20 protein-coding genes are annotated in these 21,894 nt (G+C 64.7%); 18 read left to right on the top strand and 2 right to left on the bottom strand.

The window, feature by feature from the left end; genetic code table 11:
- Window positions 1–33 precede the first annotated feature (33 nt).
- The 8 genes from ACSFB7_RS23135 to ACSFB7_RS23100 are packed head-to-tail and all read left to right on the top strand — an operon-like array spanning window position 34 to window position 7,467.
- Window positions 34–693 (top strand): NADH-quinone oxidoreductase subunit J, encoded by a 660-nt coding sequence (locus tag ACSFB7_RS23135; RefSeq protein ID WP_435474338.1) that lies wholly within the window; start codon window positions 34–36, stop codon window positions 691–693.
- Window positions 690–998, top strand: coding sequence for an NADH-quinone oxidoreductase subunit NuoK (gene nuoK, locus ACSFB7_RS23130; protein ID WP_093339357.1), 309 nt, complete (start codon window positions 690–692; stop codon window positions 996–998). Before ACSFB7_RS23135 ends, nuoK begins: the two co-directional genes overlap by 4 nt.
- Before the next feature lie 7 nt (window positions 999–1,005).
- The gene (gene nuoL, locus ACSFB7_RS23125) at window positions 1,006–3,039 is read left to right on the top strand and encodes an NADH-quinone oxidoreductase subunit L (protein WP_435474336.1); all 2,034 of its coding nucleotides are present in this window, start codon (window positions 1,006–1,008) and stop codon (window positions 3,037–3,039) included.
- Window positions 3,040–3,064: 25 nt separating this feature from the next.
- Complete coding sequence (locus ACSFB7_RS23120; RefSeq protein ID WP_435474334.1) at window positions 3,065–4,540, top strand: NADH-quinone oxidoreductase subunit M; 1,476 nt, start codon at window positions 3,065–3,067, stop codon at window positions 4,538–4,540.
- 24 nt (window positions 4,541–4,564) lie between these two features.
- Entirely contained in the window at window positions 4,565–6,052 is a 1,488-nt protein-coding gene (nuoN, locus tag ACSFB7_RS23115; RefSeq protein WP_435474332.1) for an NADH-quinone oxidoreductase subunit NuoN, read from the top strand.
- A 13-nt stretch (window positions 6,053–6,065) separates the two neighbouring features.
- A complete protein-coding gene (locus ACSFB7_RS23110; RefSeq protein ID WP_435474330.1) occupies window positions 6,066–6,371 on the top strand; it encodes a DUF2818 family protein in 306 nt (101 codons plus the stop codon).
- Between the two features lie 9 nt (window positions 6,372–6,380).
- Window positions 6,381–6,995 carry an NUDIX domain-containing protein gene (locus ACSFB7_RS23105; RefSeq protein WP_435474328.1) on the top strand — a complete coding sequence of 205 codons (615 nt, stop codon included), beginning with the start codon at window positions 6,381–6,383 and terminating at the stop codon, window positions 6,993–6,995.
- A 7-nt stretch (window positions 6,996–7,002) separates the two neighbouring features.
- Window positions 7,003–7,467, top strand: coding sequence for a DUF1178 family protein (locus tag ACSFB7_RS23100; RefSeq protein WP_435474326.1), 465 nt, complete (start codon window positions 7,003–7,005; stop codon window positions 7,465–7,467).
- Window positions 7,468–7,488: 21 nt separating this feature from the next.
- Here ACSFB7_RS23100 and ACSFB7_RS23095 read toward each other — a convergent pair whose 3' ends face one another.
- Window positions 7,489–9,273, bottom strand: a complete 1,785-nt coding sequence (locus tag ACSFB7_RS23095) for an ABC transporter transmembrane domain-containing protein (RefSeq protein WP_435474324.1) — start codon at window positions 9,271–9,273, stop codon at window positions 7,489–7,491.
- Between the two features lie 76 nt (window positions 9,274–9,349).
- On the opposite strand from ACSFB7_RS23095, the gene ACSFB7_RS23090 reads away from it, so the two are divergent.
- Genes ACSFB7_RS23090 through ACSFB7_RS23075 form a run of 4 tightly spaced genes read left to right on the top strand, consistent with a single transcriptional unit; the run spans window position 9,350 to window position 14,334 of the window.
- Window positions 9,350–9,886, top strand: a complete 537-nt coding sequence (locus ACSFB7_RS23090; RefSeq protein ID WP_435474322.1) for a MarR family winged helix-turn-helix transcriptional regulator — start codon at window positions 9,350–9,352, stop codon at window positions 9,884–9,886.
- Window positions 9,879–11,354, top strand: coding sequence for an efflux transporter outer membrane subunit (locus ACSFB7_RS23085; protein WP_435474320.1), 1,476 nt, complete (start codon window positions 9,879–9,881; stop codon window positions 11,352–11,354). The genes ACSFB7_RS23090 and ACSFB7_RS23085 overlap by 8 nt, the downstream gene beginning before the upstream one ends.
- 43 nt (window positions 11,355–11,397) lie before the next feature.
- Complete coding sequence (locus ACSFB7_RS23080; protein ID WP_435474318.1) at window positions 11,398–12,732, top strand: HlyD family secretion protein; 1,335 nt, start codon at window positions 11,398–11,400, stop codon at window positions 12,730–12,732.
- A gap of 36 nt (window positions 12,733–12,768) precedes the next feature.
- Complete coding sequence (locus tag ACSFB7_RS23075) at window positions 12,769–14,334, top strand: DHA2 family efflux MFS transporter permease subunit (RefSeq protein WP_435474316.1); 1,566 nt, start codon at window positions 12,769–12,771, stop codon at window positions 14,332–14,334.
- 108 nt (window positions 14,335–14,442) lie between these two features.
- On the opposite strand, the gene ACSFB7_RS23070 is transcribed toward ACSFB7_RS23075, so the two are convergent.
- Window positions 14,443–15,639, bottom strand: a complete 1,197-nt coding sequence (locus ACSFB7_RS23070) for an AGE family epimerase/isomerase (protein ID WP_435474314.1) — start codon at window positions 15,637–15,639, stop codon at window positions 14,443–14,445.
- 322 nt (window positions 15,640–15,961) lie between these two features.
- Here ACSFB7_RS23070 and ACSFB7_RS23065 point away from each other — a divergent pair, with 322 nt between their 5' ends.
- From ACSFB7_RS23065 to ACSFB7_RS23040, 6 genes are all read left to right on the top strand, one after another.
- Window positions 15,962–16,732, top strand: coding sequence for an ABC transporter ATP-binding protein (locus ACSFB7_RS23065; RefSeq protein WP_187110959.1), 771 nt, complete (start codon window positions 15,962–15,964; stop codon window positions 16,730–16,732).
- On the top strand, window positions 16,732–17,439 hold the full coding sequence (locus tag ACSFB7_RS23060) for an ABC transporter ATP-binding protein (RefSeq protein WP_435474312.1): 708 nt from the start codon (window positions 16,732–16,734) through the stop codon (window positions 17,437–17,439). The genes ACSFB7_RS23065 and ACSFB7_RS23060 overlap by 1 nt, the downstream gene beginning before the upstream one ends.
- 67 nt (window positions 17,440–17,506) lie before the next feature.
- Window positions 17,507–18,703: an ABC transporter substrate-binding protein gene (locus ACSFB7_RS23055; protein WP_435474310.1), complete on the top strand. Its 1,197-nt coding sequence runs from the start codon at window positions 17,507–17,509 to the stop codon at window positions 18,701–18,703.
- Window positions 18,704–18,805: 102 nt separating this feature from the next.
- Window positions 18,806–19,954, top strand: a complete 1,149-nt coding sequence (locus tag ACSFB7_RS23050) for an ABC transporter substrate-binding protein (RefSeq protein WP_435474723.1) — start codon at window positions 18,806–18,808, stop codon at window positions 19,952–19,954.
- Window positions 19,955–19,999: 45 nt separating this feature from the next.
- Complete coding sequence (locus tag ACSFB7_RS23045; protein ID WP_187110955.1) at window positions 20,000–20,875, top strand: branched-chain amino acid ABC transporter permease; 876 nt, start codon at window positions 20,000–20,002, stop codon at window positions 20,873–20,875.
- A 10-nt stretch (window positions 20,876–20,885) separates the two neighbouring features.
- Window positions 20,886–21,872 (top strand): branched-chain amino acid ABC transporter permease, encoded by a 987-nt coding sequence (locus tag ACSFB7_RS23040; RefSeq protein ID WP_435474307.1) that lies wholly within the window; start codon window positions 20,886–20,888, stop codon window positions 21,870–21,872.
- Window positions 21,873–21,894 lie beyond the last annotated feature (22 nt).

The following is a 21,894-nucleotide window of genomic DNA, read 5'->3' as shown; positions in this document are numbered from 1 at the left end:
ACCAGCCCGAACCCCGTACCAATTCGAATTCCAATGGACGTCAAGACCGGTCTGTTCTATCTGTTTGCCGCGGTGCTGCTGTTTGCAGCCTTCCGCGTCATCACCGCACGCAACCCCGTGTACGCCGCGCTGTACCTGGTGTTGGCTTTCTTCCAGGCATCGGCCATCTGGCTGCTGCTGCGCGCCGAGTTCCTCGCGATCTCGCTCGTGCTGGTGTATGTCGGCGCCGTGATGGTGCTGTTCCTTTTCGTCGTGATGATGCTGGACATCAACGTCGACGGCTTGCGAGAGGGCTTCTGGAAGCACTTCCCGCTGGCGGCCGGCGTAGGTGCGCTGATCGCGCTTGAAATGGCCGCTGTGCTGATGGGCGGCTTCCGCCTGGGCGAAGCCCCGCGTGCCGCCACCGGCCCCATGGCCGCCAACAGCTCCAACACGCTCGAGCTGGGCAAGCTGCTCTACACCGAATACCTCTATCCGCTGGAAATTGCCGCGGTCATCCTGCTCGTGGCCATCGTGGCCGCCATCGCGTTGACGCTGCGCACCCGCAAGGACAGCAAGTACACCAACCCGGCCGACCAGGTGCGCGTGAAGGCGCGCGACCGTGTACGCATCGTGCAGATGCCGGTGACGCGTGCGGCTGAACCCGTGCCTGAAGCAGCACCTGCGGACGCGGCAAAGGAAAACAAGGCATGACGCTCACGCTCGGACACTTTCTTTCGCTCGGCGCGATGCTCTTCGCGCTGTCTGTGATCGGCATCTTCCTGAACCGCAAGAACCTGATCGTTCTGCTGATGGCCATCGAGCTGATGCTGCTCGCGGTCAACATGAACTTCGTGGCGTTCTCGCATTTCCTGGGCGACATGCACGGCCAGATCTTCGTGTTCTTCATCCTGACGGTGGCCGCGGCCGAGTCGGCCATCGGGCTGGCCTTGCTGGTTCTGCTGTTCCGCAACAAGTCGAGCATCAACGTCGACGAACTCAACTCCCTCAAGGGTTGATAGCAGTATGAGCGCAACCCTTTCCGCATCCACCTTGCTGGCCGTGCCGCTGGCACCCCTGGTCGGCGCCGCCGTCGCAGGCCTGTTCGGCACCCAGTTCGGTGGCAATCACATCGGCCGCAAGGTCACGCATTCGCTGACCATCCTGGGCGTGCTGGTCGCCTTCATCATCTCGGCCATGACGCTCAAGAGCGTGGTGGTCGACGGTGCCCGCTTCAACGCCACCCTCTACGAGTGGATGGTCGTGGGCGGCCTGAAGATGGAAGTCGGCTTCATGGTCGACGGCCTCACGGCCATGATGATGTGCGTCGTGACCTTCGTGTCGCTGATGGTCCACATCTACACCATCGGCTACATGGAAGAAGACGACGGCTATAACCGCTTCTTCTCGTACATCTCGCTGTTCACCTTCTCGATGCTGATGCTCGTCATGAGCAACAACATGCTCCAGCTGTTCTTCGGCTGGGAAGCAGTGGGCCTGGTGTCGTACCTGCTGATCGGCTTCTGGTTCAACAAGCCGACCGCGATCTTCGCGAACATGAAGGCCTTCCTGGTCAACCGTGTGGGCGACTTCGGCTTCATCCTGGGCATAGGCCTGATCGCGGCCTACGCCGGCACGCTGAACTACACCGAAGCCTTCGCCAAGGCCAACATGCTGGCCGGCATCACCTTCCCGGGCACCGAGTGGATGCTCATCACGGTGATCTGCATCTGCCTGTTCATCGGCGCGATGGGCAAGAGCGCGCAGTTCCCGCTGCACGTGTGGCTGCCCGACTCGATGGAAGGCCCGACCCCCATCTCGGCGCTGATCCACGCGGCAACCATGGTGACGGCCGGCATCTTCATGGTGGCACGCATGTCGCCGTTGTTCGAGCTGAGCGACACGGCACTGAGCTTCATCCTCGTGATCGGCGCCATCACCGCGCTGTTCATGGGCTTCCTGGGCATCATCCAGAACGACATCAAGCGCGTGGTCGCGTACTCGACGCTCTCGCAGCTCGGCTACATGACGGTGGCGCTCGGTGCCTCGGCCTACTCGGTCGCGGTGTTCCACCTGATGACGCACGCGTTCTTCAAGGCGCTGCTGTTCCTCGGCGCCGGCTCGGTCATCATCGGCATGCACCACAACCAGGACATCCGCTGGATGGGCGGCGTGCGCAAGTACATGCCGATCACCTGGATCACTTCGCTGCTGGGTTCGCTCGCGCTGATCGGCACGCCGTTCTTCGCCGGCTTCTACTCGAAGGACAGCATCATCGAAGCGGTGCACGAAAGCCACCTGTGGGGTGCGAACTTCGCGTACTACGCGGTGCTGGCCGGCGTGTTCATCACGGCCTTCTATTCGTTCCGCATGTACTTCCTGGTCTTCCACGGCAAGGAACGCTACGACCAGAACCCCGACGCGCACCATGACGACCATGGTCACGCCGACGATCACGGCCATGGCCACCACGACCACAAGCCGCACGAATCGCCAATGGTGGTCTGGCTGCCGCTGGTGCTGCTGGCCATTCCCTCGGTGGTGATCGGCTTCATGACGATCGAGCCGATGCTGTTCGGCGAGTTCTTCAAGAACGCGATCTTCGTGGACGGTGTCAAGCATCACGCCATGAAGGAACTCGAAGAAGGCTTCCACGGCCCCGTGGCCATGGCCATCCACGGCCTGACGGCAGCGCCGTTCTGGCTCGCACTGGCTGGCGTGGTCTTGTCCTGGTACATGTACATGATCAACCCGGCGCTGCCGGCCGCGATCAAGCGTGCCTGCGGCCCGATCTACCGCCTGCTCGAGAACAAGTACTACATGGACTGGTTCAACGAGAACGTCATCGCCCGCGGCACGCGTGCACTCGGCACCGGTCTGTGGAAGGGCGGCGACCAGGCGCTGATCGATGGCGCCGTCGTCAACGGTTCGTGGAAAGTGGTTGGCCGGATTGCCGGCGTGGTTCGCTGGATGCAGTCGGGCTACATCTATCACTACGCCTTCGCGATGCTGCTCGGCATCTTCATCCTGATGACGTACTTCGTCTGGTTCAAACGCTGAACCTGAACGCTGGAGAAAAAGAAAAATGGGTTTGTTGAGCCTTGCCATCTGGGTGCCGATAGCATTCGGCGCCGTGCTGCTGGCGTTTGGCCGTGACGAGCACGCCAGGGGTGTCCGCTGGGTCGCGCTCATCGGTGCCATCGTGAGCTTTCTGGTCACGGTGCCGCTGTTCACGCGCTTCCAGAACGGGACCGCCGCCATGCAGTTCGTCGAAAAGACGGGCTGGATCGCGCGCTTCAACGTCAACTATCACCTCGGGGTCGACGGCTTGTCGCTCTGGCTGGTGCTGCTGACGTCGTTCATCACGGTCATCGTCGTCATCTCCGCCTGGGAAGTCATCACCGAACGCGTGAACCAGTACATGGGCGCGTTCCTGATCCTGTCGGGTTTCATGATCGGCGTGTTCTCGGCGCTCGACGGCGTCCTGTTCTACGTGTTCTTCGAAGCCACGCTGATCCCGATGTATCTGATCATCGGTATCTGGGGCGGCCCGAACAAGATCTACGCGGCGTTCAAGTTCTTCCTGTACACCTTGCTCGGCTCGCTGCTGATGCTGGTGGCGCTGATCTTCCTGTACAACAAGTCGGGCGGCAGCTTCGACATCCTGAGCTGGCACAAGCTGCCGCTGGGCTCCACCGCGCAGACCTTCCTGTTCTTCGCCTTCTTCGCGGCCTTCGCCGTGAAGGTGCCGATGTGGCCGGTCCACACTTGGCTGCCCGACGTGCACGTCGAGGCACCTACCGGCGGCTCGGCCGTGCTGGCCGCGATCATGCTGAAGCTGGGCGCCTACGGCTTCCTGCGCTTCTCGATGCCGATCGCGCCCGACGCCTCGCATGAATGGGCCTGGCTCATGATCGCGCTGTCGCTGATCGCCGTGATCTACGTGGGCCTGGTTGCGCTGGTGCAGCAGGACATGAAGAAGCTGGTGGCTTACTCGTCGGTGGCCCACATGGGCTTCGTGACGCTCGGCTTCTTCATCTTCAACGAGCTGGGCGTGTCCGGCGGCATCGTGCAGATGATTGCGCACGGCTTCGTGTCGGGCGCCATGTTCCTGGGCATCGGCGTGCTGTACGACCGCGTGCACTCGCGCCAGATCGCCGACTACGGCGGCGTGGTCAACACCATGCCCAAGTTCGCCGCGTTCGCGCTGCTGTTCGCCATGGCCAATTGCGGCCTGCCGGGCACTGCCGGTTTCGTGGGCGAGTGGATGGTCATCCTTGGTGCCGTCAAGGCCAATTTCTGGATCGGCCTTGGCGCTGCCACCGCGCTGATCTTCGGTGCGGCCTACACCCTCTGGATGTACAAGCGCGTGTACCTCGGCCCGATCGGCAACGACCACGTCAAGGAACTCAAGGACATCAATGCCCGCGAATTCCTGATGCTGTCGCTGCTGGCCATTGCCGTGCTGTGGATGGGCCTGTATCCGAAGCCTTTCACCGATGCGATGGACGCTTCGGTGGTCGAGCTCCTGCGCCACACGGCGATTTCGAAGCTGCCCTGATTCCACGCTGAAGAAGAGAACTAGATGATTGACAAACTCAGCTGGGTCACGATCTACCCCGAAATCGTGCTGCTGGTCATGACCTGCATCATTGCGCTGGTCGACCTGTCCACTACCAGCCATCGCCGCACCCGCACCTACGTGCTGACGCTGGCCACGCTGGCCGTGGTGGCCGTGCTGTCGGGCCTTGCGGCCTACGACGGCAAGACCTCCTACGGTTTCGGCGGTATGGTCGTCAGCGACCCGATGGGCAACTGGCTCAAGTGCTTTGCCACCGTTGCCCTGATGGTCACGCTGGTCTACGGCCGTCCCTACGCGGCAGACCGCGACATGCTGCGCGGCGGCGAAATGTTCACCATGAGCATGTTCGCGCTGCTTGGCATGTTCGTGATGATCTCGGGCAGCAACTTCCTGCTGATCTACCTGGGCCTCGAACTGCTCACGCTGTCCAGCTATGCGCTGGTTGCGCTGCGCCGCGACAACGCGATCGCCAGCGAAGCCGCCATGAAGTACTTCGTGCTCGGCGCCATGGCCAGCGGCTTCCTGCTCTACGGTCTGTCGATGATGTACGGCGCCACCGGTTCGCTCGACGTCAACGAAGTGTTCAAGGCCATCGCAAGCGGCAAGGTGAACCACCAAGTGCTGGTGTTCGGCCTGGTGTTCATCGTGGCCGGCCTGGCGTTCAAGGTGGGGGCGGCGCCTTTCCACATGTGGGTGCCCGACGTCTACCAGGGCGCACCGACCGCGATCACGCTGCTGATCGGCGCGGCGCCTGAACTGGCTGCCTTCGCGATCATCATCCGCCTGCTGGTGGACGGCCTGCAACCGCTGGCCATCGACTGGCAGCAGATGCTTGCCGTGCTCGCCATTGCTTCGCTGCTGGTCGGTAACCTGGCCGCCATTGCGCAGAGCAATCTGAAGCGGATGCTGGCCTATTCGACGATCTCGCAGATGGGCTTCATGCTGCTGGGCATGGTTGCCGGCTCGGACCACCAAGGCACCTACAACGCACAGTTCGCCTACAGCGCCTCGATGTTCTACGTCGTGACCTACGTGCTGACCACGCTGGCCAGCTTCGGCATCATCCTGCTGCTGGCGCGCGAAGGCTTCGAGAGCGAAGAGATCACCGACCTCGCAGGCCTGAACCAGCGCAGCCCGCTGTATGCCGGTGTGATGGCCATCGCGATGTTCTCGCTGGCCGGTCTGCCGCCGCTGGTGGGCTTCTACGCCAAGCTGGCCGTGCTGCAGGCGCTGATCGCCTCGGGCCAGGCCATCTACATCGGTCTTGCGGTGTTCGCCGTGATGATGTCGCTGATCGGCGCCTTCTACTACCTGCGCGTGGTCAAGGTCATGTACTTCGATGCACCCGTCACGGCGACCACCGTGTCGGCGCCGCGCGACGTGCGTGCCGTACTGACGATCAACGGCGCGCTCATCCTGATCCTGGGCATCGTGCCCGGCGGCCTGATGACGCTCTGCTACGACGCGATCGTGGCCACGCTGGCGCACTGACGCGGCCCACCCGGTGTCGCAATCCGCGTCGGTCTGGGTCGTGCTGTTGGTGGCCCTGGTGGCCGCCAACCTGCCATTTCTCAATGAGCGCTTGTTCGGCGCGGTGCCGCTGCCGAGCCGGGCCAAGTCGCTTGCGGTGCGCTTTGCCGAACTGGTGGTCTTGTACTTTCTGGCTGGCGGCGTTGGCCTGTTGTTCGAGCGCAGGGCAGGGCAGATCGCATCGCAGGGCTGGGAGTTCTACGCGGTGACTGGCGCGCTGTTCATCGTGCTGGCCTTTCCAGGTTTCACCTGGCGCTATTTGATGAAGCACAGGCACTGACTGACCGACATGACTTCTTCGCCCATCGACACCACCGATTCGCACCTCAAGGAAGAGCTCACCAGCCGCGAGGAGCTGTTCAAGGGCAAGTTCCTGGAGGCCCGGCGCGACACCATCCGCCTGCCCGACGGCCACAGCGCCACGCGCGAGTACGTGGTGCATCCCGGCGCCGTGGTGGTGATTCCGATGCTCGAAGACGGCCGCGTGGTGCTGGAACGTCAGTTCCGCTACCCGGTCGGCCATGTGATGGTCGAGTTTCCGGCCGGCAAGCTCGATGCGGGAGAGGATCCTTTCGTCTGCGGCAAGCGCGAACTGCTCGAAGAAACGGGCTACACCGCGCGCGAGTGGGCACATGCCGGCGCGATGCACCTGGCTGTTGCGTACTCGACCGAAATCATCCACATCTACTTTGCCCGCGGGCTCACGCTCGGCGAGCGCCAGCTCGACCATGGCGAGTTTCTCGACGTGTTCACGGCCACGCCTGAAGAGCTGGCCGGCTGGTGCCGCAACGGCACCGTGACCGACGCCAAGACGCTGACCTGCACGCTGTGGCTGCAGAACGTTCTGTCGGGTGCATGGGCTCTGGACTGGCAGGCTGCGCCTTCGCAAGGCGGCGCGGGATAATCCGCGCATGAAGGTTCTCGATCTCCGCTGCACGCATGGCCATGGCTTCGAGGGCTGGTTCGCGTCCAACGAAGCCTTCGAAACCCAATTGGCCGGCGGATTGGTCGAATGCCCGATCTGTGGCGACACGGCCATCGTCAAGCTGCTGAGCGCGCCGCGCCTCAATCTTGGCAATGCCAAGGCGCCACAGGAGCCGGCGGCCGCCGCGCCTGCTTCTTACTCCTCCTCGAACTCTCCCGCATCCCTGTCGCCCGAAGCCCGCTGGATGCGCGCCGTGCGCGAGGTCATGGCGAAGACGGAGGACGTCGGCGACCGCTTTGCCGACGAGGCGAGAAAGATGCACTATGGCGAGGCCGAAGAGCGCGGCATCCGCGGCCAGGCAACGCCCGAGCAGACCGAAGCGCTGCTCGATGAAGGCATTGCGGTGATGCCGCTGCCGATTCCGGCGGCGCTCAAGGAAACGCTGCAGTAACCGCCCTGGGCCGACCGGCGTTTAGGCCGTGAACTGGAGCGCCGCAAGGCGCGCGTACACACCGCCCTGTGCGACCAGCGTCGCATGCGTTCCCTGTTCGACGATGCCGCCGTGGTCCAGCACCACGATGCGGTCGGCCTTCTGCACAGTCGCCAGTCGGTGCGCGATCACGACCGTGGTGCGGCCCTCCATCGCCGATTCGAGTGCGGCCTGCACCATGCGCTCGCTTTCCGCATCCAGCGCGCTGGTGGCCTCGTCGAGCAGCAGCAGCGGCGGGTTCTTGAGAATTGCGCGTGCGATCGCGATGCGCTGGCGCTGTCCGCCTGACAGGCGCACGCCGCGCTCGCCGAGGAAAGTGTCGTAGCCCTCGGGGAGTGCCTGCAGGAAGTCGTGGGCAAAGGCCGCGCGGGCGGCGGCATGCACTTCGTCGGCTGTCGCCTCGGGACGGCCATAGCGGATGTTCTCGAAGGCGCTGGTCGAGAAGATCACCGCATCCTGCGGCACGAGGCCGATGCGCGTGCGAAGGTCGTCCAGGGCGAGCGAGGCGAGCGGTGTGCCGTCGAGCAGCAAGCGGCCCGATTGCGGGTCGTAGTAGCGCAGCAGCAACTGGAACACGGTGCTCTTGCCCGCGCCGCTCGATCCCACCAGTGCCACGGTTTCGCCCGGCGCAACGTCCAGGCTGAAGTCGCGCAGCGCGGGCGTGCCCGGCCGGGACGGATAGTGAAAAGTCACCGCGTCGAATTTGATGGCGCTTCCGGCAGCAGGGACGGCCGTAGCGGCCGGATTTTTCGGCGAAAAGATGGCCGTGGGTGCGTGCAGCAACTCCATCAGGCGTTCGGTCGCGCCGGCGGCGCGCAGCAGGTCGCCGTACACCTCGCCGAGCACGGCCGTCGCGCTGGCCAGGATCGCGACGTAGACCACGGTCTGGCCCAGGTGGCCGGCCGTGATGTCGCCGCGAAGCACCGCCTGCGTGCCTTGATACAGGCCCCAGAGCAGGGCAGCCGAGGTCGCGATGATGATGAAGGCCACCAGCACCGACCGCGCCCGGGTGCGGCGCACGGCGGTGCGAAAGGCGTTTTCGGTCGACGCGTCGAAGCGGGCGGCCTCGCGGCCTTCGGCCGTGTAGCTCTGTACCACCGGGATCGCGTTCAGCACCTCGGCGGCGATCGCGCTGGAGTCGGCCACGCGGTCCTGGCTGGCGCGCGACAGCTTGCGCACACGACGGCCGAACCACATGCTCGGCAGCACCACCAGCACGAGGATGCCCAGCACCTGCACCATCACATAAGGGTTGGTCCACACCAGCACGGCCAGCGCGCCGACGCCCATCACGGCATTGCGCAACCCCATGCTCAGCGACGAACCGACGACCGTCTGGACCAGCGTGGTGTCGGCCGTGAGGCGCGACAGCACTTCGCCGGTCTGCGTCGTCTCGAAGAACGCCGGGCTCTGTTTCAGCACGTGGCCGTAGACCGCATTGCGAATGTCGGCGGTGACGCGCTCGCCGAGCCAGCTCACCGTATAGAAGCGCGCGGCCGAGAAAAGGCCGAGCGCCACGGCCACCGCGAAGAGCGCGCCGAAGTGCTCGCGCAGCGCCATCGTCTGGGCGCCCTTGTCGGGGTTGATCAAGCCGCCGTCAATCAGACTGCGTAGTGCGATAGGGAAAACCAGCGTAGTGACCGCTGCCATCACCAGAAAGAGGGCCGCCAGCACGATCTGGATGCGGTAGGGGCGAAGAAAAGGGCTCAGGCCCGACAGAGACCGGGGCGAGCCCTTGGCCATGGAAGACGGTGGGGTGGAAGCCATCCGGCAATTCTACAGAACCCTTGCCCCTACAAAGGCGGCCTTGACAATAACTGCCATGGCAGCTAATATTTCGGCCATGAGCGATGCAAACCCCCAAGAAGCCCCGTCGGCCTCCGCCGAAGCGGAGCGTCGCCCCCATATCTTCTACCGGGCCGAGAACTATCGGGCCGAAGAGAGCATTGGTTATCTGATGCGCCGCATCGTGACGGCGGTGGGGCAGTCGGTGGAAACCCGCATGTGCGAACCCGGCAGCCCGACCTACCCGCAATGGGTGCCGCTCTACAAATTGCACACCGGCGCGGCCACCACCGTGGCCGAACTGGCCCGTGCCTGTGAACTCGATACCGGCGCCATGACGCGCCTGCTCGACCGCCTCGAAGCCAAGGGCCTGTGCCGTCGCGTGCGGTCGCTCGAAGACCGCCGCGTGGTCAACATCGAACTCACCGACGAAGGCCGTGCCGCCGCCAAGGAAGTGCCGTACGTGCTCAGCCGTGTGCAGAACGAACATCTTGCAGGCTTTACCACTGAAGAATGGGTGCAGCTCAAGGGCTACTTGCGCCGCATCCTCGACAACGCGCAGGCCCTCGCGGCCCGTGGAGATAAAAATGACTGATTCCCTCGCCGTGCGCGCTGTGCGTCGCACCCCCGTCGTGGCCGCCGCGTTGCTGCTGGTCGCGCTGGCTGGCTGTGCCGACATGGCCGGCATCGGCTCGCAGGCCAAGCTGCGCGATGCCTCGTCGCTCGGCATTGCCGCGGACCCGGCCGCCGTTGCGGTGCCGGCGCTCGACAGCCAATGGTGGCTCGCCTTCGGCGACACGCAGCTCAACACGCTGATCGACCAGGCCGTGGCCGGCAATCCGAACCTGCAGGTGGCACGCGCCCGCCTCGTGCGCGCGCAAGCCTCGGCGGACATCGCCGGCTCGGCCCTCAAGCCCAAGGTCAATGGCGAGCTCGACCTGAACCGCCAGAAGTTCAACAGCAACTACATCTACCCCGAACCGCTGGGCGGCTCGATCCAGAACATCGGCCTGCTGCAACTGGGCGCGAGCTGGGAGCTCGACTTCTTCGGCAAGAACCGCACCGCGCTCGACGCAGCCATCGGCTCTGCCAACGCAACGGCCGCCGACGCCGATGCAGCACGCGTGCTGCTCGCCAGCAACGTGGCGCGCAGCTACTTCCAGTGGGCGCGCCTGAACGACCAGCTCACCGTGGCTCGCCGCACGCTGGCGCAACGCGACGAAACCCTCAAGCTGGTGCGCGACCGCGTGTCCGCCGGCCTCGACACCCGCCTCGAACTGCGCCAGAGCGAAGGCGGCCTGCCCGAAGCCCGCCAGCAGATCGAAGCGCTCAACGAGCAGATCGCGCTGCAGCAACATGCGCTCGACGCGCTCGTGGGCCAGCCCAACGTGTCCCAATCGCTGAAGCCGCCCGTGCTGGCCGGCGTCAAGCCGATGGCGCTGCAGGCCAACATTCCGGCCGACCTGCTCGGCCGTCGCGCCGACATCGCCGCCGCGCGCTGGCGCGTCGAAGCAGCCACCAGCGACGTGGCCAATGCCAAGACGCTGTTCTATCCCAACGTGAACCTCACGGCCTTCGTCGGCTTCCAGAGCCTGGGCTTCGGCAAGCTGCTGAAGTCCGGTAGCGAGCAGTGGGGCGTGGGCCCGGCCATCAGCCTGCCGATCTTCGAGGGCGGCAAGCTGCGCGCCAACCTGCGCGGCAAGTCGGCCGACCTCGACGTGGCCATCGAAAGCTACAACGCCACCGTGCTCGATGCCGTGCGCGATGCGGCCGACCAGGTCACGAGCGCACAGTCGATCACCCGCCAGCAGACCGAACAGCGCGCCGCGCAGACCGCAGCCGAAGGTGCTTACGACATCGCCGTGCAGCGCTATCGCGCGGGCCTTGGCAACTACCTCAATGTGCTGACGGCCGAAACCGCCGTGCTCGCACAACGCCGTCTGGCCGTCGATCTCGCCGCACGTGCGCTCGACACGCAGGTGGCCCTGGCGCGCGCACTGGGCGGCGGCTGGCAGCCTCCGGGCACGGCCACCGCATCGGCCCCCACGGCTGCCCTGAACTGAATTGAACTGACCCGTCTTCCTCGTCTTCGGAAAGAACTTCACCATGAGCGATAACAACACTCCGACGCCCGCTGCATCCGCAGCCTCTGTTGCACCTGAAGCACCTGCCGGCAACGGCAAGCGCCGCCGCGCGCTGACCGCATTGGCGGCCGTGGTGATCGTCGCCGGCGGCGGCTGGGGCCTCTATGAATGGCTGGTTGCCAGCCACTACGAGGACACCGACAACGCCTACGTGTCGGGCAACGTCATCCAGATCACGCCGCAGATCGGCGGCACCGTCATGGCCATCAGCGCCGACGACACCGACTTCGTGAAGGCCGGCCAGCCGCTGGTGCAACTCGACCCGGCCGACGCCAAGGTGGCGCTGGAGCAGGCCGAGGCCGCGCTGGCGCAAGCCGTGCGCCAGGTGCGCACGCTGTACGCCAACAACGGTTCGCTGGCCGCGCAGATCACGCTGCGCCAGTCCGACATCGTCAAGGCGCAGAGCGACATCGCCAAGGCACAGGATGACCTGCAACGCCGCCGCGCGCTGTCGGGCAACGGCGCCGTGTCGAAGGAAGAACTCAACCACGCCGAAACGCAGCTCGACACCGCCAAGAGCGCGCTCGCCGCGGCGCAGGCCGGTGTGGTCGCCGCGAAGGAAGCCCTGGTCAGCAACCAGTCGCTGACCGAAGGCACCAGCGTGGCCCAGCACCCGAGCGTGCTGGCTGCCGCCTCCAAGGTGCGTGAGGCCTACCTCGCCACGCAGCGCGTGGCCATGCCCGCACCGGTCGACGGCTATGTGGCCAAGCGCACCGTGCAGCTCGGCCAGCGCGTCTCGGCTGGTACGCCGATGATGTCGATCGTGCCGCTCAACCAACTGTGGGTCGACGCCAACTTCAAGGAAGTGCAGTTGCGCAACATCCGCATCGACCAGCCCGTGAAGCTCACGGCGGACGTGTACGGCAAGAAGGTCGAATACACCGGCAAGGTCGCGGGCCTGGGCGTGGGCACCGGCAGCGCGTTCGCACTGCTGCCGGCACAGAACGCCACCGGCAACTGGATCAAGGTGGTGCAGCGCGTGCCCGTGCGCATCGCGCTCGACCCCGAGCAGCTCAAGGCCAACCCGCTGCGGATCGGCCTGTCGATGGATGCCGAGATCGACATCTCGTCCAAGAGCGGCAAGATGCTCGCCGACGCACCGCGCGCCGCCGCGCTGTCGCAGACGGCGGTGTACAGCCAGCTCGATCGCGGCGCCGACGCCGAAGTGGAGCGCATCGTCGCAGCCAACATCGGACGCAGCGCGCCGGCCACGGCCGCCGCCCCGTCGAAGGGCTCGGCCGCACCGGCGACCGCGCCCGCCGCGGCATCGGTGGCAGTGCAAGGCCAGCCGGGCTGATCGCCCGGGCTTGCCAACTCCACGACAGCTCGCGCAATGGCCACCGCTGCTCCGGCTTACATAGCGCACGCTCCACTCGAGGGCTCTGCCCGCGTCTGGGGCACGATCGCGCTTTCTGCGGCGACCTTCATGAACGTGCTCGATTCGTCGATCGCGAACGTGTCGTTGCCCGCCATCTCGGGCGACCTTGGCGTGAGCACCACGCAAGGCACCTGGGTCATTACCAGCTTCGCGGTGGCCAACGCCATCGCGGTGCCGCTCACGGGTTTCATGACGCAGCGCTTCGGACAGGTCCGCCTGTTCATGGCGAGCGTGATCCTGTTCATGGTCGCTTCGCTGCTGTGCGGCCTGGCACCGAACATGACGACGCTGATCGCCTTCCGCGCGCTGCAGGGCTTCGTCGCAGGTCCGATGATTCCGCTGTCGCAGACGCTGCTGCTGTCGAGTTATCCGAAGGCCAAGGCCGGCCTGGCGATGGCCATGTGGTCGATGACCACGCTGGTCGCGCCGGTGATGGGGCCGCTGCTGGGCGGCTGGATCACCGACAACATTTCGTGGCCGTGGATCTTCTACATCAACATCCCCGTCGGCATCGTCGCGGCTTCCATCACGTGGACGCTCTATCGCAAGCGCGAGAGCACCACGCACAAGGTGCCCATCGACGCCATCGGCCTGGCGCTGCTGGTGCTGTGGGTCGGCTCGATGCAGCTGATGCTCGACAAGGGCAAGGAACTCGACTGGTTCCATTCGCCGCAGATCATCACGATGGCGGTGGTGGCCGTGGTCGGCTTCGCGTTCTTCCTGATCTGGGAGCTGACCGACAAGCACCCGGTGGTCGACCTGTCGCTGTTCAAGCGCCGCAACTTCTGGTCGGGTGCCGTGGCAACCGCCGTGGCGTACGGCCTGTTCTTCGGCAACGTGGTGCTGCTGCCGCTGTGGCTGCAGCAGTGGATGGGCTACACAGCGACGCAGGCGGGGATGATCATGGCGCCCGTGGGGATGCTGGCGATCTTCTTCTCGCCGATCGTGGGGCTCACGGTGGGCAAGATCGATCCGCGCCGCTATGCAACCTTCTCGTTCCTGGTGTTCGCGCTGGTGCTGTGGATGCGGTCGAACTTCAACACGCAGGCCGACTTCGTGACGATCATCATCCCGACGGTCATCCAGGGCATCGCGATGGCGTTCTTCTTCATTCCGTTGGTGACCATCACGCTGTCGGGCCTCACGCCCGACCGCATTCCGGCCGCGTCGGGGTTGTCGAACTTCCTGCGGATCACGGCCGGCGCGATGGGCACTTCGCTCACCACCACGCTGTGGGACAACCGCGCGACGCTGCACCATGCGCAACTGTCGGAGGCGATCAACCAGGGCAACAACGCGGCGACGGGTGCCATGGCCGGGCTTGCCAGCAACGGGTTCGGCACCGAACAGGTGCTGGGGCAGATCAACCGCATCGTCGACCAGCAGGCCTACATGCTCGCGACGAACGACATCTTCTATGCGTCGGCGATCCTGTTCCTGTTGCTGATCCCGCTGGTGTGGCTGGCACGGCCGCAAAAGGGCGGTGCAGGTAGCAGCGACGCTGCAGCAGGCGCGCACTGAGCCTCAACTAACGCAAAGCAATCACCCCCAGGCTTCGTCAAGAAGACCTGGGGGTTTTCACATGGCTAGGGTGAATCGGCATTCAAACGGCCTCGTTTGAATGTCGATTCACCCTAGGGCGCGCAGCACGTCGTAGCACGCACCCATCGTGTGATAGTCGGTCTTGCCGGCCGGGCTTTTCTCGTCGCTGATCTTTCCGTTCTGCGGCGTGAGGATGCGATACCAGGCGCCATGCCGGTGATCGACGAAGTGTTCCCAGCTATAGGCCCAGATGCTGTCGTACCAGTCCCAGTAGCTCGCCTCGCCGGTGCGCACCGCGAGCAGGGCGGCGGCGGCGAAGCTCTCGGCCTGCACCCAGAAATACTTGTCGCCGTCGCACACCACGCCGTCGGGGCCGAGGCCGTAGGCCAGGCCGCCGTTGTCGGCGTCCCAGCCACGGAACATGGCGGTGTCGAAGAAGTGCCTGGCGCGCGGCAGTAGCCAACTGGCTTCACGGCCCTCGGCCACGAGGTGGCGCTCCAGTTGCAGCAGCAGCTTGGCCCATTCGGTCAGGTGCCCGGTCTGGAAGCCCCAGGGCCTGAAGATGTTGGTCTTGTCGCCGCGGTTGTAGTCCCAGTCGACCGACCAGTCTTCTCGGTAGTGCTCCCACACCAGCCCGTCGGCCAGCGCGGCCTGCCGGCCCGTCACCGATTGCGCCAGCGCCAGCGCGCGGTCGAGGTAGCGGGTTTCCTGCGTGGCCTCGAAGGCGGCCATCATGGCTTCGCATGCATGCATGTTGGCGTTCTGGCCGCGGTAGGTGCCCGCGCGCCAGTCGGCGGTGGCTTCGTCGGCATAGAGCTGGTGCAGCGGCTCCCAGAAGTGCCGCTCCATCAACTGCCAGGTGTGTTCCAGGCCGGGGTATGCATCCTCGACGCCGGCCATCAGCGCATGCGCATGCGCCAGCAGCACGAAGGCCAGGCCATAGCAGTGATGCGTGCCGTCCTGCACGGTGGCGCGCTGTTCGTGCCAGTCGATCTGCCATGCGTAGCCGCCTTGGGGTTGTGCGTGGGCGCGCTGCACGAACGCCAGGCCATGCCGTACCGCCGCAAGCTGCGCCGGATTGCCGAAGCGCCGATAGGCCATCGCATGGTTGAACACGAAGCGCGTGCTGCTCACCAGATGGCGGGTGCGCCGGTCGTACACCGTGCCGTCGTCCTTGAAGAAGTGAAAGAAGCCACCCGAGGTGTCGATGCAGCGCGGCTCGTAGAACGAGAGCGTGTGCAGGATGTGATCGGTCAGGAAGTCGGGAGAGCGAAAGTTCGGCATGGTCTTCGTGCAGTTTATGCAGGCCATCGCGAAGCTCGCCTTGGACTTTCCCGGACTAGACACGGCGTTGGCAGCGCAACAAGGCGCAAGCCGCGCGGCACTAGCACGGGATGTTCTTGCGCGGGTGGAGTCATTGTCGTTACGACGACAGTCGGCGTGCGTGCACAAAGCCCGGCTCGCGCAGGTTGCAGTGCAGCATAGGCATTTGCCCCAGTATGCAAGCAGGAGGCGCCCACGAACAATCGGTCCGCGCTCCATGGTGGCGCGCCAAGATGGACCGCATGACCGACTTCTTTTTGCCGAACCCGGGCGACTTCGCGAGATGAGCGACGTCATCCTCGAAACACGCCAGCTCACCAAGGAATTCAAAGGGTTCACCGCGGTCAGCAAGGTCAACCTGTCGGTGGTGCGCGGCTCGATCCACGCACTCATCGGTCCCAATGGTGCCGGTAAGACAACCTGCTTCAACCTGCTCACCAAGTTCCTCGAGCCGACCACCGGCACGATCCTCTTCAATGGGCAGGACATCACGGGCGAGCGCCCGGCGCAGATCGCGCGGCGCGGCATCATCCGCTCGTTCCAGATCTCTGCGGTGTTCCCGCATCTCACGCTGCTCGAGAACGTGCGGCTGGGCCTGCAGCGCCGGCTTGGCACCTCGTACCACTTCTGGAAGAGCGAGAAGTCGCTCAAGCCATTGGATGCCAGAGCACGCGAGCTGCTGGCTGAAGTCGGCCTCGAAGACCTCGCCGATGAACAGACCGTGAACCTTCCCTACGGCCGCAAGCGAGCGCTCGAGATCGCCACCACGCTGGCGATGGAGCCCGAGCTGATGCTGCTGGACGAACCCACGCAGGGCATGGGCCATGAAGACGTGCACCGCGTGGCCGAACTCATCAAGCGCGTGTCGGCCGGACGCACGATCCTCATGGTCGAACACAACATGAGCGTGGTCTCCACCATCGCCGACACCATCACCGTGCTTCAACGTGGTGCGGTGCTGGCCGAAGGCCCGTACGCCGAAGTCTCCGCAAATCCACAGGTGATGGAAGCCTACATGGGCACCACCGATGGCCAACTGCAGGGAGCCCACTGATGACCGCCGCGCTCGAAATCAAGGGCCTGCAAGCCTGGTACGGCGAATCGCATGTGCTGCACGGCGTCGACATGGTCGTGCAGCCAGGTGAAGTCGTCACGCTGCTTGGCCGCAACGGTGCGGGCCGCACCACCACGCTGCGCGCCATCATGGACCTGACGGGCGCGCGCAAGGGCAGCATCGAGGTCAATGGCAAAGAGACCATTGCCATGCCGACGCACCGCATCGCGCACCTGGGCATCGGCTATTGCCCCGAAGAGCGCGGCATCTTCGCCAGCCTCTCGTGCGAAGAAAACCTGATGCTGCCGCCCGAACTCAAGGGCGCAGGGCAGGGCATGTCGGTCGAAGAGATCTACACCATGTTCCCCAACCTGGCCGAGCGCCGCCACAGCCAGGGCACGCGCCTGTCGGGTGGCGAGCAGCAGATGCTGGCGGTCGCGCGCATCCTGCGCACCGGCGCCAAGCTGCTGCTGCTCGACGAGATTTCCGAAGGCCTCGCGCCGGTCATCGTGCAGGCGCTGGCTCGGATGATCACCATGCTGCGCGCCAAGGGCTACACCATCGTCATGGTGGAGCAGAACTTCCGCTTCGCCGCGCCGCTGGCCGACCGCTTCTATGTGATGGAGCACGGCCGCATCGTCGAGAAATTCGGCGCGGCGGAACTCGAAGCCAAGATGCCGGTGCTCACAGAGCTGCTCGGCGTCTGAAAAGAAAAGACAAGTCCACAAGACCCGTTCCTTCCGTCCCACAAAGATTCCTTCAGGAGACAACAGCATGAACAAGAAACTCGGCCTCATCGCCACCGCCATCGGCATCCTCGCACTGGGCGCAGGCGCAGCGCAGGCACAGGAAAAAGTGAAGATCGGTTTCGTGACCGACCTGTCGAGCCTGTACGCCGACCTGGAAGGCAAGGGCGGCGCCACCGCCATCCAGATGGCCATCGACGACTTCGGCGGCAAGGCGCTGGGCCAGCCCATCGAGCTGCTGGTGGCCGACCACCAGAACAAGGCCGACATCGCCGCCTCCAAGGCCCGCGAATGGATCGACACCGCCGGCGTGACGATGGTCTTCGGCGGCACCAATTCGGGCGTGGCGCTGGCCACCGCCAAGGTGGCGGAAGAAAAGAAGCGCGTGTATTTCAACAACGGTGCCGGCAGCTCGGTGCTCACCAACGAGCAGTGCAGCCCCTACACCATTCACTACGCCTACGACACCGTGGCACTGGCCAAGGGCACGGGCGCTGCGGTGGTCGATCGTGGCGGCAAGAGCTGGTTCTTCCTGACGGCCGACTACGCCTTCGGCCATGCGCTCGAGGCCGACACCACCAAGGTCGTGAAGGAAAAGGGCGGCACCGTGGTGGGCGCCGTGCGCCATCCGCTGAACGCGTCGGACTTCTCGTCCTTCCTGCTGCAGGCGCAGAACTCCAAGGCGCAGATCCTGGGCCTGGCCAACGCCGGTGGCGACACGATCAACTCGATCAAGGCCGCGAAGGAGTTCGGCATCAACAAGACCATGAAGACCGCCGGCCTGCTGGTCTTTCTGAGCGACATCCACAGCCTGGGCCTGAAGAACACCGAAGGCCTGCTGCACACCACCAGCTGGTACTGGGACCTGAACGACGAATCGCGCAAGTTCGCCAACCGCTTCTTCGAGAAGACCAAGCGCATGCCGACCGACGTGCAGGCCGCCGACTACTCGGCCACCATGAGCTACCTGAAGGCCGTGGCCGCCGCCAAGACCACCGACTCCGACAAGGTGATGGCGCAGCTCAAGAGCATGAAGATCGACGACTTCTACGGCAAGGGCCAGATCCGCGCCGACGGCAGCTTCATCCACGACATGTACCTGGTCGAAGTGAAGTCGCCCGCCGAATCCAAGAAGCCATGGGACTACCTGAAGGTGCTCAAGACGCTGCCGGGCGACCAGGTCTTCACGACCAAGGCCGAGACCAAGTGCGCCCTCTGGAAATAAACGGCTGAAGCCGCGCCAGACCTTTCCACCGAAGACAAACAAGAGGATCACTCCATGAAACGCACGCTCATCGCCTCCGCCTGCATCGTCGCCACCTGCCTCATGGCTGCCGGCGCCGCGCAGGCCCAGGAGAAGCTCAAGATCGGCTTCATCACCGACATGTCGAGCCTCTACGCGGACGTGGAGGGCAAGAACGGCGCGATCGCCATCCAGATGGCCATCGACGACTTCGGCGGCAAGGTCAACGGCATGCCCATCGAGCTGCTGCAGGCCGACCACCAGAACAAGGCCGACATTGCCGCTTCCAAGGCGCGCGAGTGGATCGACACGCAGGGCCTGACGATGCTGTTCGGCGGCACCACCTCCAGCACCGGCCTGGCCATGGCCAAGGTGGCGCAGGAGAAAAAGCGCGTCTTCGTCGTGAACGGCGCCGGCAGCTCGGCGCTCACCAACGAGCAATGCAGCCCCTACACCGTGCACTACGCCTACGACACCGTGGCGCTGGCCAAGGGCACGGGCAGCGCGGTGATCGCGCGCGGCGACAAGAGCTGGTTCTTCCTGACGGCCGACTACGCCTTCGGCCAGGCGCTCGAAGCCGACGCCACCCGCGTCGTGAAGGAAAAGGGCGGCACGGTGGTGGGCAGCGTCAAGCATCCGCTCAACACCTCCGACTTCTCTTCGTTCCTGCTGCAGGCGCAGAACTCCAAGGCCCAGGTGCTGGCACTGGCCAATGCGGGCGGCGACACGCAGAACGCCATCAAGTCGGCCAAGGAGTTCGGCATCACCAAGACCATGAAGATGGTCGGCCTGCTGGTGTTCGTGACCGACGTGCACAGCCTGGGCCTGAAGAACACCGAAGGCCTGCTGCTCACCACGAGCTGGGACTGGAACCTGGACGACAAGACGCGCGCCTTCGGCAAGCGCTTCTTCGAGAAGACCAAGCGCATGCCCACCGACATCCAGGCGGCCGACTACTCGGCCACCATGACCTACCTGAAGGCCGTGCAGGCCGCCAAGACGGTCGATGCCGACAAGGTCATGGAGACTATCAAGGCCACGCCCATCGATGACTTCTACGCCAAGGGCACGGTGCGCGCCGACGGCCGCTTCGTGCACGACATGTACCTGATGCAGGTCAAGTCGCCGGCCGAGTCGAAGCAGCCCTGGGACTACTACAAGGTGGTCCAGAAGCTCAAGGGTGAAGAGGTCTTCACGACCAAGGCCGAGAGCAAGTGCGCCCTCTGGAAGTGATCCCCCGCGGGCGCTTTTGCAGCGCCCGCGTTCGTTGAAACGCTTATGACCATTTCCCTACCCGGCCTGTTGAGCCAGCTCCTTCTGGGGCTGGTCAATGGCTCGTTCTATGCCATTTTGAGCCTCGGGCTCGCGGTGATCTTCGGCCTGCTCAACGTCATCAACTTCGCGCACGGCGCGCTGTTCATGATGGGCGCCATCCTGACCTGGATGGCCATGGAATATTTCGGCATCAACTACTGGGTGATGCTGCTGCTGGCACCCATCGTCATCGGCATCTTCGGCGTGCTCATCGAGCGGCTGCTGCTGCGCTGGATCTACAAGCTCGACCACCTCTACGGCCTGCTGCTCACGCTGGGCCTGACGCTGCTGATCGAAGGCGTGTTCCGCTCGGTCTATGGCGTCTCGGGCCTGTCCTATGACGCGCCCGAAGCGTTGTCGAGCGCCACCGACCTCGGCTTCATGGTGCTGCCCAACTACCGGGCCTGGGTGGTCGTCGCGTCCCTCGTGGTCTGCTTTGCGACCTGGTACGTGATCGAGAAGACCCGCCTGGGCGCCTACCTGCGCGCCGGCACCGAGAACCCGCGGCTGGTGGAAGCCTTTGGCGTCAACGTGCCGCTGATGATCACGCTGACCTATGCCTTCGGCGCCGGTCTGGCCGCGTTTGCCGGCGTGCTGGCGGCGCCGGTGATCCAGGTGTCGCCGCTGATGGGGCAGAACCTCATCATCGTGGTGTTCGCTGTCGTCGTGATCGGCGGCATGGGCTCGATCATGGGCGCCATCCTCACCGGCCTGGGCCTGGGCGTGATCGAGGGCTTCACCAAGGTTTTCTATCCGGAAGCATCGTCTACGGTTGTGTTCGTGATCATGGTCATCGTGCTGTTGATTCGCCCCGCCGGCCTGTTCGGCAAAGAGAAGTAAGGCGAGCGGCATGAACATGAAAAAAATATCCACCGTCGTCTACGCCTTGCTGCTGGTCGCGCTGATCGCCGCGCCGTTCTTCGGCGCTTATCCGGTGTTCGTGATGAAGCTCATGTGCTTCGCGCTGTTCGCCGCGGCCTTCAACCTGCTGCTGGGCTTCACGGGCCTGCTGTCCTTCGGGCATGCGGCTTTCCTGGGCGGCTCTGCCTACGTGGCCGGGCATGCGATGAAGGTCTGGGGCCTCACGCCCGAGCTGGGGCTGATTGCAGGCACGCTCACCGGCGCCTTGCTCGGCTGGTTGTTCGGCGTGCTGGCCATCCGCCGCCAGGGCATCTACTTCGCGATGATCACGCTGGCGCTGGCGCAGATGATGTTCTTCGTCGCGCTGCAGGCCAAGTTCACGGGTGGCGAAGACGGCCTGCAGGGCGTGCCGCGCGGCAAGCTGTTCGGCTTCATCGATCTGTCTAACGACCTCACGATGTACTACGTCGCGCTGATCGTGGTCGTGCTGGCCTTCCTGCTGATCGTGCGCACCATCCACTCGCCTTTCGGGCAGGTGCTCAAGGGCATCAAGGAAAACGAGCCACGCGCGCTGTCGCTGGGCTATGACGTGAGCCGCTTCAAGCTGCTGGCCTTCGTGATCTCGGCCGCGCTCTCGGGCCTGGCCGGTTCACTCAAGACGCTGGTGCTGGGCTTTGCCACGCTGTCCGATGTGCACTGGACCGCATCGGGCCAGGTCATCCTGATGACCTTGGTGGGTGGCCTCGGTACGCTCTCGGGTCCGCTGGTGGGTTCGGCTGTCGTGGTGCTGCTGGAAAACAAGATCGGCGAACTCGGCAGCTTCCTGGCCCGCATCACGACGGTCGACTGGTTCAACACGCTGGGCGAGTCGGTGACCATGGTCACGGGCCTGATCTTCGTGATCTGCGTGCTCGCCTTCCGCAAGGGGATCATGGGCGAGATCATCGCTTTCATCGAGCGGCGGCGCGCGAAGTAGGCAGAACCCGATTCAACCCCTC

Source organism: Variovorax raffinosi (assembly GCF_051216615.1).
In the GTDB taxonomy this organism is placed as follows: domain Bacteria; phylum Pseudomonadota; class Gammaproteobacteria; order Burkholderiales; family Burkholderiaceae_C; genus Variovorax.
The sequence above is the reverse complement of the archived record's forward strand: the minus strand, read 5'-3'. Positions and strand labels throughout refer to the sequence as shown.

Excerpts from the sequence above, each read along its gene's own strand:
- ACSFB7_RS23135 (WP_435474338.1), top strand. The coding sequence starts at position 34 with ATGGACGTCAAGACCGGTCTGTTCTATCTGTTTGCCGCGGTGCTGCTG.
- nuoK (WP_093339357.1), top strand. The coding sequence starts at position 690 with ATGACGCTCACGCTCGGACACTTTCTTTCGCTCGGCGCGATGCTCTTC.
- nuoL (WP_435474336.1), top strand. The coding sequence starts at position 1,006 with ATGAGCGCAACCCTTTCCGCATCCACCTTGCTGGCCGTGCCGCTGGCA.
- ACSFB7_RS23120 (WP_435474334.1), top strand. The coding sequence starts at position 3,065 with ATGGGTTTGTTGAGCCTTGCCATCTGGGTGCCGATAGCATTCGGCGCC.
- nuoN (WP_435474332.1), top strand. The coding sequence starts at position 4,565 with ATGATTGACAAACTCAGCTGGGTCACGATCTACCCCGAAATCGTGCTG.
- ACSFB7_RS23105 (WP_435474328.1), top strand. The coding sequence starts at position 6,381 with ATGACTTCTTCGCCCATCGACACCACCGATTCGCACCTCAAGGAAGAG.
- ACSFB7_RS23100 (WP_435474326.1), top strand. The coding sequence starts at position 7,003 with ATGAAGGTTCTCGATCTCCGCTGCACGCATGGCCATGGCTTCGAGGGC.
- ACSFB7_RS23095 (WP_435474324.1), bottom strand. The coding sequence starts at position 9,273 with ATGGCTTCCACCCCACCGTCTTCCATGGCCAAGGGCTCGCCCCGGTCT.
- ACSFB7_RS23090 (WP_435474322.1), top strand. The coding sequence starts at position 9,350 with ATGAGCGATGCAAACCCCCAAGAAGCCCCGTCGGCCTCCGCCGAAGCG.
- ACSFB7_RS23085 (WP_435474320.1), top strand. The coding sequence starts at position 9,879 with ATGACTGATTCCCTCGCCGTGCGCGCTGTGCGTCGCACCCCCGTCGTG.
- ACSFB7_RS23080 (WP_435474318.1), top strand. The coding sequence starts at position 11,398 with ATGAGCGATAACAACACTCCGACGCCCGCTGCATCCGCAGCCTCTGTT.
- ACSFB7_RS23075 (WP_435474316.1), top strand. The coding sequence starts at position 12,769 with ATGGCCACCGCTGCTCCGGCTTACATAGCGCACGCTCCACTCGAGGGC.
- ACSFB7_RS23070 (WP_435474314.1), bottom strand. The coding sequence starts at position 15,639 with ATGCCGAACTTTCGCTCTCCCGACTTCCTGACCGATCACATCCTGCAC.
- ACSFB7_RS23065 (WP_187110959.1), top strand. The coding sequence starts at position 15,962 with ATGAGCGACGTCATCCTCGAAACACGCCAGCTCACCAAGGAATTCAAA.
- ACSFB7_RS23060 (WP_435474312.1), top strand. The coding sequence starts at position 16,732 with ATGACCGCCGCGCTCGAAATCAAGGGCCTGCAAGCCTGGTACGGCGAA.
- ACSFB7_RS23055 (WP_435474310.1), top strand. The coding sequence starts at position 17,507 with ATGAACAAGAAACTCGGCCTCATCGCCACCGCCATCGGCATCCTCGCA.
- ACSFB7_RS23050 (WP_435474723.1), top strand. The coding sequence starts at position 18,806 with ATGGCTGCCGGCGCCGCGCAGGCCCAGGAGAAGCTCAAGATCGGCTTC.
- ACSFB7_RS23045 (WP_187110955.1), top strand. The coding sequence starts at position 20,000 with ATGACCATTTCCCTACCCGGCCTGTTGAGCCAGCTCCTTCTGGGGCTG.
- ACSFB7_RS23040 (WP_435474307.1), top strand. The coding sequence starts at position 20,886 with ATGAACATGAAAAAAATATCCACCGTCGTCTACGCCTTGCTGCTGGTC.